The 13,757-nt window shown below is 71.6% G+C and carries 13 protein-coding genes, 1 pseudogene and 1 riboswitch; of the genes and pseudogenes, 5 read left to right on the plus strand and 9 right to left on the minus strand.

From position 1 onward, the window contains the following. Window positions 1-25: 25 nt before the first annotated feature. The 6 genes from K7C20_RS03415 to K7C20_RS03440 all read right to left on the minus strand — a co-directional run bounded on the left by K7C20_RS03415 (window position 26) and on the right by K7C20_RS03440 (window position 7,364). Complete coding sequence (locus tag K7C20_RS03415; RefSeq protein WP_030084717.1) at window positions 26-808, minus strand: FadR/GntR family transcriptional regulator; 783 nt, start codon at window positions 806-808, stop codon at window positions 26-28. A 149-nt stretch (window positions 809-957) separates the two neighbouring features. After that, entirely contained in the window at window positions 958-2,145 is a 1,188-nt protein-coding gene (locus tag K7C20_RS03420) for an aromatic ring-hydroxylating oxygenase subunit alpha (RefSeq protein WP_030084718.1), read from the minus strand. Between the two features lie 10 nt (window positions 2,146-2,155). Then, window positions 2,156-3,316 (minus strand): N-methyl-L-tryptophan oxidase, encoded by a 1,161-nt coding sequence (solA, locus tag K7C20_RS03425; protein WP_030084719.1) that lies wholly within the window; start codon window positions 3,314-3,316, stop codon window positions 2,156-2,158. A 60-nt stretch (window positions 3,317-3,376) separates the two neighbouring features. Further along, on the minus strand, window positions 3,377-5,836 hold the full coding sequence (locus K7C20_RS03430; protein ID WP_053209063.1) for a GcvT family protein: 2,460 nt from the start codon (window positions 5,834-5,836) through the stop codon (window positions 3,377-3,379). Window positions 5,837-5,880: 44 nt separating this feature from the next. After that, a complete protein-coding gene (locus K7C20_RS03435) occupies window positions 5,881-6,966 on the minus strand; it encodes an S-(hydroxymethyl)mycothiol dehydrogenase (protein ID WP_053209064.1) in 1,086 nt (361 codons plus the stop codon). Window positions 6,967-7,154: 188 nt separating this feature from the next. After that, the gene (locus K7C20_RS03440) at window positions 7,155-7,364 is read right to left on the minus strand and encodes a hypothetical protein (RefSeq protein ID WP_150127197.1); all 210 of its coding nucleotides are present in this window, start codon (window positions 7,362-7,364) and stop codon (window positions 7,155-7,157) included. A gap of 58 nt (window positions 7,365-7,422) precedes the next feature. Between K7C20_RS03440 and K7C20_RS03445 the strand changes: the two genes are divergently transcribed. Further along, entirely contained in the window at window positions 7,423-7,743 is a 321-nt protein-coding gene (locus K7C20_RS03445; RefSeq protein ID WP_030084723.1) for a bifunctional 3-phenylpropionate/cinnamic acid dioxygenase ferredoxin subunit, read from the plus strand. Beyond that, window positions 7,740-8,912: an NAD(P)/FAD-dependent oxidoreductase gene (locus tag K7C20_RS03450; protein WP_030084725.1), complete on the plus strand. Its 1,173-nt coding sequence runs from the start codon at window positions 7,740-7,742 to the stop codon at window positions 8,910-8,912. The genes K7C20_RS03445 and K7C20_RS03450 overlap by 4 nt, the downstream gene beginning before the upstream one ends. Window positions 8,913-9,220: 308 nt before the next feature. Here K7C20_RS03450 and K7C20_RS38045 read toward each other — a convergent pair. From K7C20_RS38045 to K7C20_RS03460, 3 genes and pseudogenes are all read right to left on the minus strand, one after another. After that, window positions 9,221-9,328, minus strand: a pseudogene (locus K7C20_RS38045) (dehydrogenase); the annotation flags it as partial. Between the two features lie 109 nt (window positions 9,329-9,437). After that, complete coding sequence (locus K7C20_RS03455; protein ID WP_030084727.1) at window positions 9,438-10,292, minus strand: bifunctional 5,10-methylenetetrahydrofolate dehydrogenase/5,10-methenyltetrahydrofolate cyclohydrolase; 855 nt, start codon at window positions 10,290-10,292, stop codon at window positions 9,438-9,440. A 21-nt stretch (window positions 10,293-10,313) separates the two neighbouring features. Then, a riboswitch (ZMP/ZTP riboswitch) is annotated at window positions 10,314-10,402 on the minus strand. A 96-nt stretch (window positions 10,403-10,498) separates the two neighbouring features. Then, window positions 10,499-11,485 carry a hypothetical protein gene (locus K7C20_RS03460; protein WP_053209065.1) on the minus strand — a complete coding sequence of 329 codons (987 nt, stop codon included), beginning with the start codon at window positions 11,483-11,485 and terminating at the stop codon, window positions 10,499-10,501. Between the two features lie 162 nt (window positions 11,486-11,647). On the opposite strand from K7C20_RS03460, the gene K7C20_RS03465 reads away from it, so the two are divergent. The 3 genes from K7C20_RS03465 (at window position 11,648) to K7C20_RS03475 (ending at window position 13,665) form a co-directional block, all read left to right on the plus strand. Next, window positions 11,648-11,965 carry a hypothetical protein gene (locus tag K7C20_RS03465; RefSeq protein WP_030084732.1) on the plus strand — a complete coding sequence of 106 codons (318 nt, stop codon included), beginning with the start codon at window positions 11,648-11,650 and terminating at the stop codon, window positions 11,963-11,965. Between the two features lie 133 nt (window positions 11,966-12,098). Then, window positions 12,099-12,320 (plus strand): hypothetical protein, encoded by a 222-nt coding sequence (locus tag K7C20_RS03470; protein ID WP_052414346.1) that lies wholly within the window; start codon window positions 12,099-12,101, stop codon window positions 12,318-12,320. 103 nt (window positions 12,321-12,423) lie between these two features. Then, window positions 12,424-13,665 carry an SPFH domain-containing protein gene (locus K7C20_RS03475; RefSeq protein ID WP_030084734.1) on the plus strand — a complete coding sequence of 414 codons (1,242 nt, stop codon included), beginning with the start codon at window positions 12,424-12,426 and terminating at the stop codon, window positions 13,663-13,665. Window positions 13,666-13,757: the final 92 nt, after the last annotated feature.

The raw sequence follows: 13,757 nt of genomic DNA on the forward strand, positions 1-13,757 counted from the left end.
CCCTGCCGGCTCAGCCTTCCCGGCCTTACCGGCCTTCCGGATCTGCCTCGCCCGCCCCGCCTGCGAGCTCCGCCTGCTCCGCCTGGGGCTTCTCGTCGACCAACGTGCCGTGGAAACCACGGATATGCGCTTCGACCAGGTCGGCGGCCTTCGCGCCCTTGCCCGCACGCACCAGACGCAGCAGCTCGGTGTGCTCGGCGTTCAGCGCACCCGCCGTGGCCGCCCAGTCCTCCGCCGTCTCCAGCGCCCGCAGGATCAGCGGACGCACCGACTCCCGTACGGCCGAGGTGAGGGTGGAGGTGAGCTGATTGCCCGAGCTACGGGCGATGGCGACATGGAACCGGGTGTCCAGGTCGTTGAAATCGGCGACCCCCACCTCGGGCTCCTGCATACGCACCAGGAGTGCTTCGGCCTCGTCGAGGTCCTCCGCCGGAGCGTGTTCCGCGGCCGCCTCGAAGCTGGAACGCTCCAGCACCACCCGGGCCTCCAGCACGTCGTGCAGGCTGTAGCTCCCCAGGGCGAAGTGCAGGCGCAACAGCCGGCCCAGCGCGTCGTCCGGGTTCCGTACGATCCGCGCCCCCGCGCCCGGCCCGCGGCCCGCCTGCGCGACGAGCACGCCGATCGTCTCCAGCACCCGCAGCGCCTCGCGCAGCGCGGAGCGGCTGACGCCGAGTACCGGTGCCAGCTCGCGCTCGGGCGGCAACCGGTCCCCCGCCTTGAGCTCGCCCGCGAGCACGCGTTCCTCGATGCGCTCCAGCACGAGCTCATGTGTGCGCGACTGCCGCACAGGTCGCCATTCGGCAGACATCCACCACTCCCCGGCTCGGCCCCGTGCTCCCTTGCCAAAACTATGTCACACAGGGCGTGTGGTCGGACCATATGGCCGGGGCTCAGGGCTTTTGTTCCGCCCGGTCGGGCCTTGCCACCCCTCAGCGGCCCCTGCGGAAGAGGAACAGGTCAGGCACGTTCCCCCTCCAGGCGGTCGGTGACCCAGTGGTGGAAGGCGCCGATGTGGTGCTCGCTGGGTACCAGCACCCCGCCGGCGCGGTAGGCGCGGGAGCTCATGGCCGGCTGGGTGCGTTCACAGGCGTCGAAGTCCTGGGTGTTGACCCGGTGGAAGAGCTCGACGGACTTGGAGACATCGGCACCGGAGTCGACGACCTCGGGCAGGTACAGCCAGTCGCATTCGACGACGGTGCGGTCCGGGGCCATCGGGAACATCCGGTGGACGATCACATGGTCCGGGACGAGGTTGACGAACACCTGCGGCCGGACGGTGATCGCGTAGTAGCGGCGGTCCTGGGTGTCCTCGATGCCCGGGAGCCGGCCGAAGCCCTCGGTGCCGTCCACGGTGAATCCGGTGGCCTCCTCGGCGAAGGCCGCGCCATGGCCGACGTAGTACTGGGCGGCGAACCCGTCGGCGAACTCCGGTAGCACCTCGGTGAGTTCGGGGTGGATGGTGCCGCAGTGGTAGCACTCCATGAAGTTCTCGATGATGAGCTTCCAGTTGGCGCGCACGTCATAGGTGAGGCGCCTGCCGAGGGCGAGTCCTTCGGTGCGGTAGCGGTCGAGACAGGCGGCGTCCCCCAGTCGCTCGACGGCCGCGCCGATCACCGTGTCCTCGAAGGACGGCGGCTCGTCGGCCAGGCACACCCAGGCGTAGCCGAGCCACTCGCGCAGCGGGACGGTGACCAGGCCGCGTTCGGTGCGGTCGATGTCCGGCATCTTCTGGAGGTTGGGGGCGGCCACCAGGCGGCCGTCGAGGTCGTAGGTCCAGGCGTGATAGGGGCACTGGAGGTTGCGGCGGACCTCTCCGGACTCCTCGGTACACAGCTGCGCGCCGCGGTGCCGGCAGATGTTGAGGAAGGCGCGCAGCTCGCCGGCGCGGTTGCGGGTGATCACTACGCTCTCGCGGCCGATCCGGACCGTGCGGAAGGCGCCGGGCTTTTCCAGGTCGGCGCTGCGTACCGCGCAGAACCACAGCCGCTCGAAGATCTTCTCCTGCTCCTGGCGGAAGATGTCGGGGTCGGTGTAGTGGTGGCCGGCGAGGGTGGCGATCAGGCTCGGGGAGGTACCGGCCGTGGGGGTGGAGGCCGCGGGGGTGGCGGCCGGGGCCGGTGCGGACTCGGTGTGGGTGGTCGTCATGACGGTCTCCTCAAGCGGCCGCGGCGGCGGGCCGGCGCGGGTCGAAAAGCTCGATGGGGTGCGCGGTGGCCCCGGTCAGCGCGAGATCGGCGACGATCTCCCCGACCACGGGGACGAACTTGAAGCCGTGTCCGGAGAATCCGCAGGCGACGGTCACGGTCTCCGGGTGTGCGGGATGCCGGGTGATCACGAAGTGCTCGTCGGGGGTGTTGGAGTACATGCAGGTGGCGGCCTTGAGGAAACGGCCGGGCAGGGCGGGGATACGCGGGCTCATCTGGTCGGCCATGGCACGCACCTCGTGGTCGTGCACGGTGCGTTCGATGGTCTCCGGTGTGCAGACGGTGCCCTTGCGGAAGAAGGCGACCTTCGCGCCGCCGTCGGGGCCGTCGATCGACGGGAAGCCGTAGACCTGGACGCCCTGCGCGTCCTCCCAGATGTAGATCGGGTGCCGCTCGGGGACGAAGGGCGCGGTGCCGCCGTCGGGGGCGAACCAGTACATGACCTGCCGTTCGATGGTGAACGGCACGCCCAGGTCGGTGAGCAGCTGGGGCGCCCAGGCTCCCGGGCAGATCACCAACTGCCCCGCGGTGTAGGTGTCTTCGGGGGTGTGGACGCGGACCCCGGCGCCGCCGGGCAGCTCCTCCCAGCGGGTGACCGGCTCCTCGAAGTGCAGCTCGGCGCCGTCCTGGGTGGCGAGCCGGACATGCGCGGCGACGGTGTGCTCCGGCCGGACCAGGCCCGCCCGCGCCTCGTACAGCGCGACCTCGTCCTCGGCGGGGGTGAGGGTCGGGAAGCGGCGGCGGATCTCCTTGGGGCCGAGCATCTCGTGCGGGAGGTCCCACCGGCGGGCGGATTCCAGACTGCCGCGGACGGTGCGGCTGTCGGGGCGGCCGATCATCACCCCGCCGCAGAGGGTGGCGATCTCCCGGCCGGTTTCCCGCTCCAGCTTCTCGTACAGCTCGTAGGAGCGCAGCAGCAGCGGCACGTAGGCGGGGTCCTCGAAGTAGGACTGCCGGGTGATACGGGAACCACCGTGGCTGGAGCCGCGGTGGTGCACCGGGCCGAACTTCTCCAGACCCAGGACCCGGGCGCCGCGGGCGGCGAGATGGTGGGCGGCGGCGCTGCCCATGCCGCCGAGGCCGAGGACGATGACGTCGTAGGTGGGAGCCATGCGGTTGCTCCTTCTGCGTACGGAGGGCGGGGAGCGGATCACCGGGGGCCACGGGCCGGCCTACCTGCGGATGCGCTCCATCTGCGGGTCGAAGAGGGGCTCTCGGGCGACGGTCGCGGGGATCTTCTCACCGAAGTACTCGATGTGGACGGAGGTACCGGGGGCCGCCGCGGCGGCCGGCAGCCAGGCGTAGGCGATGCCCCGGCCGAGGGTGTAGCCGTAGGCGGCGGAGGTGACGTGGCCGGCCGGTTGACCGTCGACGTAGACCGGTTCCTTGCCGAGGACGACGGCACCGGGGTCGTCGAGGGTGAGGCAGCTGAGCTTGCGCGCCGCGGTCTCCTCGCTGTGGCCCTCCAGTGCTTCGCGGCCGAGGAAGTCGCCCTTGGCGGGGCGGACGGCGAAGCCGACACCGGCCTCGTACGGGTTGTGCTCGGTGGTCATGTCATGGCCCCAGGCGCGGTAACCCTTCTCCAGGCGGAGGCTGTTGAAGGCGCTGCGCCCGGCGGCGATCACCCCGTGCTCCCGGCCCGCCTCCCAGAGCGTGTCCCACAGCCGCAGCCCCATATCGGCGGTGGTGTACAGCTCCCAGCCGAGTTCGCCGACGTAACTGAGGCGCATCGCGGTGACCGGGACATGGCCGAGGTAGGTGTGCCTGGCCTTGAAGTAGCCGAAGGCCTGGTGGGAGAAGTCGTCGCGGGTGAGCGGCTGGACCAGGTCGCGGGCGAGCGGACCCCAGACGCCGATGCAGCAGGTGCCGGACGTGATGTCGCGGACCTGGACCCCCTCGTCCGGGGCGTGCCGCAGCAGCCAGTCGAGGTCGGATCCGCTGTTGGCGCCGACCTGGAAGCGGTCCGGGGCGAGCCGGGCCACGGTGAGGTCGGAGCGGATGCCGCCGGCCTCGTCCAGGAGCAGGGTGTACGTGACCGCGCCCGGCTTCTTGGCGAGGTTGTTGCTGGTCATCCGCTGGAGGAAGGCAAGGGCGCCGGGCCCGGTGACCTCCAGCCTGCGCAGCGGGGTCATGTCGTACAGGGCGACCTTTTCGCGGGTGGCCCTGGCCTCGGCGGCGGCGATCGGCGACCAGTAGCGCGCCGACCAGGCGTCACGCTCGGGGAGCCGGAGCCCCTCCGCGAGCGGGGCGTTGGCCTCGTACCAGTGCGGGCGCTCCCAGCCACCGCCCTCCAGGAAGTACGCGCCGAGCTCCTGCTGCCGCGGGTAGAAGGGGCCGGTGCGCAGCGGCCGCGGCTGCTCCATGGGCTGTAGCGGGTGGATGACGTCATAGACCTCGATGAAGCTCTGGGCGCCGCGGTCGGCGATATAGGCGGGCGAGCGCTGGGCGTCCTCGAAGCGGTAGAGGTCGCATTCGTGGATGTCGATCGTGGGGCGGCCGTCCGTCATCCACTCGGCCACGGCCTTGGCGACGCCCGCGGAGTGGGTGACCCAGACCGCCTCGGCCAGCCAGAATCCGCGCAGTTCACGGGACTCGCCGAGGACCGGCATCCCGTCGGGGGTGAAGGAGAAGACACCGTTGAAGCCCTCGGCCACCCGCGAGGCGCCCAGCGCGGGCAGCAGTCCGACACTGTCCTGCCAGCTCGGTGCGAAGTCGTCCTCGGTGAAGGGAAGCGAGGACGGCATGACGGGGGCCTCGTCGAAAGCGGGGAGGGTGAAGGGGTCGACGGGCATCGGACGGTGGGCGTAGGAGCCTATGCCGATGCGGTCGGTGTGTTCACGGAAGTAGAGGTCGCGGTCCTGGAAGCGCAGGATCGGCTTGCTCGCCTCCATACGGGAATCGTTGACGCCGGCGAGCTCGGGCAGCGGCTCGGTGGTCGCGTACTGGTGGGCCAGCGGGAGGAGCGGTACGTCCACCCCGGCCATCGCGCCGATCACCGGGCCCCAGAAGCCGGCGGCCGAGACGACATGGTCGGCGGGGAAGGTGCCGCGGTCGGTGACGACGCCGGTGACGCGGCCGGCCTCCCGCTCGATTCCGGTGACGGTGTGCCGCTCCAGGAAGCGGGCGCCGCGGCTCTCGGCCCGTGCGATCTGGGCGCGGCAGGCGAGCACGGCGCGGGCCAGGCCGTCGTCGGCGGTGTGGAAGCCTCCGTAGATCTGGGTCTCGTCCAGCATCGGCCAGAGGTGCTTGCACTGCTGCGGGGTGAGCAGTTCACCGCGTACGCCCCAGGAGGCCGCGAGTCCGGCCTTGCGGTGCAGGTCGGCCCAGCGGGCCTCGGTGGTGGCGACCTCCAGGCCGCCGACCGGGTTGAAGCAGGGCAGCCCGTCCACCTCCAGGGAGCCGAACTTCCGGACGGTGTAGGCGGCGAACTCGGTCATGGTCTTGGACGGGCCGGTCTGGAAAACCAGGCCGGGTGCGTGGGAGGTGGAGCCGCCGGGGGCCGGCAGCGGGCCCTGTTCGAGGACGGTGACCTCGGTCCAGCCGCGGGCGGTCAGCTCGTCGGCGAGCGAACAGCCGACGATGCCGGCACCGATGACAACCACACGGGAACTGTTTGCGGGCGTGCGGGACATGACCCTCCTCCTGCTGGTCGGGTGGCCGACTGTGGGTGACTCCGTTACAGGACCACGACGGAGCGCAGTACCCGGCCGTCGCGCATCTTGTCGAACGCGGACTCCACCTCGTCCAGGGCGATCGTCTCGGTGACGAATCCGCCGAGGTCGAGCCGTCCGCTGAGGTAGCGGTCGATGAGCACGGGGAAGTCGCGGCTGGGCAGGCAGTCGCCGTACCAGGAGGACTTCAGGGCGCCGCCGCGCGAGAAGAGGTCGATGAGCGGCAGCTCGATGCGCATGTCCGGTTCGGGGACGCCGACCTGGACCAGGGTCCCGGCGAGGTCGCGCATGTAGAACCCCTGCCGGTAGGTCTCGGGGCGGCCGACCGCGTCGATCACCACATCGGCGCCATGGCCGCCGGTGAGTCCCCGGACCGCCTCGATGGGGTCCGTACCACGGGAGTTGACGGTGTGGGTGGCACCGAAGCGGGTGGCGCCGTCCAGCTTCCGGTCGTCGATGTCGACGGCGATGACCCGGCGCGCTCCGGCGATCGAGGCACCGGCGATGGCCGCGTTGCCGACCCCGCCGCAGCCGATGACGGCGACGGTGTCACCGCTGCCCACCGCCCCGGTGTGCACGGCCGCGCCGTACCCCGCCATCACTCCGCAGCCGATCAGACCGGCGGCTTCGGGGCGGGCGTTGGGGTCGACCTTGACCGCCTGTCCGGCGGCGACCAGGGTCTTCTCGGCGAACGCCCCGATGCCGAGCGCGGGGGCGAGCGGGGTGCCGTCGCTCAGGGTCATCGGCTGGGTGGCGTTGCCGGAGTCGAAGCAGTACCAGGGCCGTCCGCGGCGGCAGGAGCGGCAGTTGCCGCAGGGCGCCCGCCAGGCGAGGACGACGTAGTCACCAGGGTCGAGGCCGGTGACGCCGGGGCCGACGGACTCGATGACACCGGCCGCCTCATGGCCGAGCAGGAAGGGGAATTCGTCGTTGATCGCACCGTCCCGGTAGTGCAGATCGGTATGGCAGACACCGCAGGCCTGCACGGCGACGAGCACTTCTCCCGGGCCGGGATCCGGCACCAGAATCGTCTGCAGCTCGACCGGCGCGCCTTGTTTCGCCGCGACGACGGCATGGACTTCGTGTGGCATGCCCTACCCCTCAGTGTTGCGCACTGCACGACTGGTTGCGCGATGAGAGACATAGTGGGAACGCCGGATCGGCACCGTCAAGAGGTACGGGCCGACTCTTGGCAAAGGACTTGTTACGCCCCTGGACACAGCTTCGGGGCCGGATCCCCCGCTCCGCCCCCGCCTCCATTTCCCCGCCCGTCACCAGGTCAACAGGCGTCTCCCAGCCGCCGCGACAGCCCCCCGGCCGCGGCAACCGCACCCTTGGCGGCCCCGAGCAGCCACTCCTCGCCCAGTCGGCAGGCAGGCACCGGCACACCGGGCGCCCCGATCACCGACCCGTCGCGCGGGATGCGGCGGTCCGGCAATTCCGGGGATCCCTTGACGCATCCGCTCCCCATCGGGATTCTGTTGCGCATAGCGCTTCATCGTGCGCACCGCGAAACTCGATGATACCGATCAGTTACAGGGGGTCCCGTGATTCCTGTCTGCCCTCTCGCCGACCTGCCGACAGGCGAGTCCGTACGCATCGACACCGCACCGCCGATCGCCGTCTTCCACGCCGACGGGCAGCTGTACGCCATCGACGACACCTGCACCCACCAGGACGCCTCGCTGTCGGACGGCTGGCTGGAAGGCTGCCTGGTCGAATGCCCCCTGCACGCCGCCTCGTTCGATCTCCGCACCGGCGCGGCGACCTGCCTGCCCGCCCGACGGGCCGTGCGCACTCACCCCGTGACCGTCGACAACGGCATGATCTACGTCCACCACGCCGCCGAGGAGGGCAACGCCGCATGAAGTCGGTCGCCGTCATCGGGGCCTCACTGGCCGGCCTGTACGCCGCGCGGGCCCTGCGCTCCCAAGGGTTCGACGGACGCCTGGTGATCGTCGGGGACGAGTGCCACGGCCCCTACGACAGGCCCCCGCTGTCCAAGGACTTCCTCACCGGCGCCACCGCCGACCAGGGTCAACTGGCCCTGGCCGACGCCGAGGAGATCGCCGAGCTGGACGCCGAATGGTTGCTGGGCACCCGGGCCACCGGCCTCGACACCGGCGGGCGCACCGTGCTCCTCGACGGCGGCCGGTCCCTGACCACCGACGGCCTGGTCATCGCCACCGGCGCCACCCCGCGCCTCCTCCCCGGCCCGGCACCCGCCGGAGCCCACACCCTGCGCACCCTCGACGACGCCCAGGCGCTGCGTGCGGAGCTGGCATCGGGCCCGGTCAGGGTGGTGGTGATCGGCGGCGGCTTCATCGGTGCCGAGGTCGCCTCGTCCTGCGCCGCCCTCGGCCACGACGTCACCGTGGTCGAGGCCGCCCCGCTCCCCCTCGTCCCCCAACTCGGCGACACGATGGCCGGGATCTGCTCCGCTCTCCATGCGGACCACGGCGTCACCCTGCTCACCGGGGCCGGCGTCGCCCGGCTGCACAGCGGCGGCACCGAGAACCGCGTCACCGGGGTCGAACTGGCCGACGGCCGGCTGCTCCCCGCCGAAGTGGTCGTCATCGGCATCGGCGTACGCCCCCACACCGCCTGGCTGGCGGACTCAGGGCTGCCGCTCGACGACGGGGTGCTGTGCGACGCGGGCTGCGCCACCCCGCTGCCCGCCGTCGTGGCCGTCGGCGACGTCGCCAGGGTGAACGGCACCCGCGCCGAACACTGGACCAACGCCACCGAACAGGCCGCCGTCGCCGCGCGGAACCTGCTGGCCGGCAGCACCGTCGCGACCCACCGGAGCCTGCCGTACTTCTGGTCCGACCAGTACGGCGTACGCATCCAGTTCGCCGGCCGGCGACTGCCCACGGACACCCCGCGCCTCGTCGAGGGCTCCCCCGACGACCGCAGCTTCCTCGCCTGCTACGAACGCGACGGACGCACGACCGCGGTACTCGCCCTCAACCGACCGCGGCCCTTCATGCGGCTCCGCCGCGAACTCGCCCGCGCCACCCAGCCGGCCGGCACCTGACCCCCCGCCGTGCCGCACGCCGACGTCGTCACCACCGACCGGCCCCTCGGGGCCCGTGTCACCCGACGAGACGATGTCTCACTCCCTGCCGGAGGCGATGAACTGTGTGACGGCCGTGAACCCGGCCAGGAGCGCGGCGGCGATCGCGAGCATGGATCTTGCGGGAGCGGCCTGCACTGACGACGACGATGGCCCGCTGCGGCGGGTCGTCCAGGCTCATCAGCGCGATGGTCAGCCATGTGGCGCCGACGAACAGGGCACCGGCAGGTGTTTTCGACCGACCCGGCTCCGTCCGACTCCACGCGGCACCGGCCGGAGATCACCGCCTGGTGTCCGGCCGCCCGCGGCAGCCGTGCGGTGGCGGCACCGACGCCCGTACCGCCGCCCGTCACGATGACAACTCGCTGTGCCGTCATGGACGTTCATCCCTCCGGGCTGATCACTACCGCTCTCGCGATCATAAGGACGATCACCGCAGGCCGGGCACACGCTTTCGGCCCCTTACGGAACGTGGGCGTGCGGCGGTCAGACCGCCTTCAGCTGGGCGGTGGCGGCATCGACGGTCTGGGTGAGCAGGGTGGCGATGGTCATCGGGCCGACGCCGCCGGGGACCGGGGTGATCAGGGAGGCGCGGGTACGCGCCGAGTCGAAGTCCACGTCACCGACGTTGCCGGGGTTGGAGCCGGCGTCGATCACCACGGCTCCGGGCTTGAGGTGCTCGCCGTGCAGGAAGCGGGGCCGCCCCACGGCGGCGACCAGGACATCGGCCTCCTTGGTGATCGACGCGAGGTCGGTGGTGCGGGAGTGGCAGTAGGTGACGGTGGCGTTGCGGGCGAGCAGCAGCATCCCGACGGGCTTGCCGAGAATCGCGCTGCGGCCGACCACGACGGCATGCTTGCCGGCCAGGTCGACGTCGTAGTGGTCCAGGAGGCGGAGGATGCCGCCGGGCGTGCAGGAGGCGAAGCCGTCCAGGCCGAAGCTCATCGCAGCGAAGGAGTGGCAGGTGACGCCGTCGACGTCCTTCTCGGGGGCGATGGCCTCGAAGGCGGCGCGCTCGTCGATGTGCGGGCCGGCCGGGTGCTGGAGCAGGATGCCGTGCACGTCGGGGTCGTGGGACAGCGCGGTGATCGTGTCGACCAGCTCCGCGGTCGTGGTGGCGGCGGGGAGCGCGACATGCCGGGAGCGGATCCCGGCCTTCTCGCACCGGGCGCGCTTCATGCGGACGTACGTCACCGAGGCGGGGTCGTCGCCCACCAGTACGGTCGCCAGACACGGGGACGTTCCGGTCCGCCGGGTGAGGTCCGCCGCGCGTTCCGCGGCCTGTTCGACGATGCGGCGGGCCAGTGCGCTGCCGTCCATGAGGCGGGCGGTCTCGGACATGGTGTACTCCTGGGCGTCGTGTCGGATCGCCCAGGCGCGCGGCACTGGCCAGAAGTGGCCGAGCCGCTCCCCGGTGGTACTCCACCCAAGCGCCAGTCACGGCCCGCCGCCCACTGTAATCGACGCCGGAAGACTGCTGGAGGCGGTGTCGGGCATCGGCGTCACGGCGCTCGTCGTGCACCTCGGCGGCCCGTGGGAGGGGCCCCTCACACGCCTCCCTGACCAGGTGCGGAGAGAGGTGGCGTGGTGGAGGTGGTGGCCTCCCACTGGCTGAGGATGCCGTCCCAGTCGTGCTGGGCGGCGGTGATGGCATTGGCATCCCAGGTGGGATGAGGGGGCTGTTGGTACTGCTGGTGCGGTGCGTGGTGTTGGTGCTGTTGCTGGTGCTGGGGGTGTCCGTGGTGTGGGTGCTGCTGTGGATGCTCCTCGTACACCCGGTACTCCTGATACTCCTGCTGGTCCGGGTAGTTCTGGTACGGCTGCTGCTTCCAGGGCTCCGGTTCGTAGGGCTCCCGTGGGGACTGCGGCGGCCGCTCACGCCAGGCGAGATGGGCGCTCTCGGCCGGTGGGGAGGGCGGGAGATTGGCCATCCGGCGGTGCCGGCCCGTGCGGTCCGGTGGGGCCTGCTGGGCGGGCCGGCTTTCGGCGGACAGCTGTTGGGCGCGTGCGACAAGGAGCCGGACATCGAGACCGAGTTCGGTGGCGAGGGCGGTGAGGTCAACTCCGTTGTGCCAGCTGCTCATCAGGACGGCGTCCAGGGCGGGGGCCCAGGCGGGCTCGGTGAGCTGGGGGGCGGGCGCCGGGGCCGGGGCCGCCGTTGCCGGGGCCGCGGGATGGGTCGCGAGCGGCGTCGTGGGGGGTGCGGGCTGCGCGGGGGGCGTGGCCGGGTGCGTGGCGGCCTGCTGGGCCGGGGGCTGCTCGCGCGGGGCCTGGGCGAGCAGGCTCTGCGCAACCGCGCGGGCGTCTTCCTTGCCCACCGTGCGGCGGGCCAGGCGCACTTCGCGCTCTTCCAGGCCGAGCAACTCCGCCACCACCGCGTCGCTGCCCACGGTCACGGCGAAGGCGGCCAGGGTCCGCGAACGGCGGGCCTCGGCCTCGTCAAGGAGCCCCTGCGTACGGCGGACCTCGTCATCGCTGCTGCAAAACGCCTGTGCGAGTACGGCATGGCGCTCCCACAACTCCCTCGGTTCCATGACTGCGACAACGTTTCCTCGCCCGGATTGGACCGCTTCCCGGCTATAGATCACTGCATAAGGTGATATTCGAGAGAGATACGCCCTTGCCTCCACGGTGTCAGTACGGGCCGCTGCAAAAATACGCAGTGACTCCAGGGAGGAAGAATCGTTTCTACGGCCATGAGCGACCCCTCTTCCGGCACCGTCGCAGGCCACGGACAGACCCCCCTCCCACGCCCCGGGCACATGCCGCGGTGGATCACCTCGGAGATCATCAGGCAGACACCGGTGTACGCCGGGCTCGTGAAGCAGTGGACGGAGCGCGCCGCCACCGTACCCGGGGTCGCCGACCCGGAGTGGCAGCGACTGGTCTCCTACCACGCGCTGATGGAGGAGACCGAGACCGCCCTCACGGCCCTGCGGCCCCATCGTGCGCCCGATGTGCTGCCGTCGAGAAAGCCCGTCCCCGCGGCCCGTACCGCCCGTCTCGACGCCTGACCCCGGTGTCCGCCGAAGGCTCCCGGCCGGCGGCCTGAAGCGTCGTCCCGGCCGGAGTACCGTTGAGTTGTCGAGGATGTCCCGCTGCCCGGCTCGTGCGCCGGCAGCGGCTTTGACCAGCGACGGAGCCCGGGTGAGCGCGACGGATGACACGGACTTCAGCCCGATCGGGGTGATCGGGCGGGTGACCGTCTCGATCCCGACCGACGGACCGGGCGAGGTGCTGCTCCCCGTACGCGGCGGGAGCGAGGCCTTCGCCGCCTGGTCCCGCGAGCCCATCAGCCGCCATACACAGGTCATCGTGGTGGACCACACCTCGGCGCGGTCGGTGATCGTCGCGCCGTTGCCCGCGTGACCGGCCGCCCAAAGGACCGTGGCCGGCCGCGTGAGCGTTCCGTCACCCGCAGCCGTCCCCGCACACCGACCGAGGCCGGTTCCACCGGACCAGGAGCCTTCCGATGTTGTTCTGGCATGTTCCTGCGCCGAACGAGGCGCTGTTGATCTCCGGCTCGAAGCGCCGGACCGGGGATGCCCAATTCCGTATCGTCACGGGTCATGGCTGCTGGGTCATGCCCGTCAAGCAGAAGGCGAGCGTGCTGGCGCTGTCGCTGCGGGAGGCGGAGATCTCCGAGGACTGCGTCACCCAGCAGGGCATCCGGATCGGGGTCCGGGCGGTCGCCGTCTTCAAGGTCGGTGACGACCAGACCTCGATCGCCAACGCCGCGCGGCGGTTCCTGGACGAGCAGGCCACGATGGAGGAGCTGGTGGGCCGGATCTTCGCCGGTCACCTGCGGTCGATCGTCGGCGGGCTGACCGTCGAGCAGATCATCCGGGAGCGGGACCGGGTCGCCCAGGAGGTCAAGGAGGGCAGCCACTCCGAGATGGAGAAGCTCGGCATCGTCGTCGACGCCCTCCAGATCCAGGAGATCGCCGACACCTCCGGCTACATCACGAATCTCGCCGCCCCGCATGCCGCGGCGGTCGCCAGCGCGGCCCGGATCGCGCAGGCCAAGGCCGACCAGGAAGCCACCGAGCGGGAACAGCAGGCGGCGGCGCTCAAGGCCGAGTACGAGCGGGACACCGCGATCAAGCGGGCCGGTTTCCTCGCCGAGACCGAGCAGTACAACGCCCGCGCCGCACAGGCCGGCCCGCTGTCGCAGGCCAGGGCCTCGCAGGAGGTCATCGAGGAGCAGACCTCGCTGGCCCAGCGGCAGGCCTCACTCGCCGCCCAGCGGCTGGAGGCCGAGGTGCGCCGCCCGGCGGACGCCGAGGCCTACCGGCTGCGCACCCTGGCCGAGGCACAGCGTGACCAGGTCCGCTTCGAGGCGGATGCCCGCGCCTACACCGAGCGGGCCGTCGCCCAGGCACGGGCCGATGCGAACACGGCCCTCGCGGGCTCGCTGCGGGACGGCAACCAGGAGCTGATCGCCGCCAACCGCACCATCGAGAACCTCCCCGCGCTCGCCAAGGCCGCGGCCGAGGGCCTCTCCGGCTCCCGGCTGACCGTGCTCAACGGCACCGACGGGGTGAACGAGATCGCCTCCGGCATCGTCGGCCAGGGGCTGGCCATTCTCGACAGCCTGAAGGCAGGGACCACCACGTCCGGCTCCACTCCCCCGCTCGCCGACGGGGCGGGGCCGCTGCCGCAGAAGGTGACGAATCTGAAGCGGGACGACGCGGGGTCGTCCGGCTCGTCCTGACCGTTCCCGTACCGCGCCCGGCGGCCCGGCAGGCCGGAAACGCTCTGCCGGTGGCCCGGCAGGCCGGAGGCGCTCCGCGGCGGCGCGGGCTG

Source organism: Streptomyces decoyicus, from assembly GCF_019880305.1.
GTDB lineage: Bacteria > Actinomycetota > Actinomycetes > Streptomycetales > Streptomycetaceae > Streptomyces > Streptomyces decoyicus.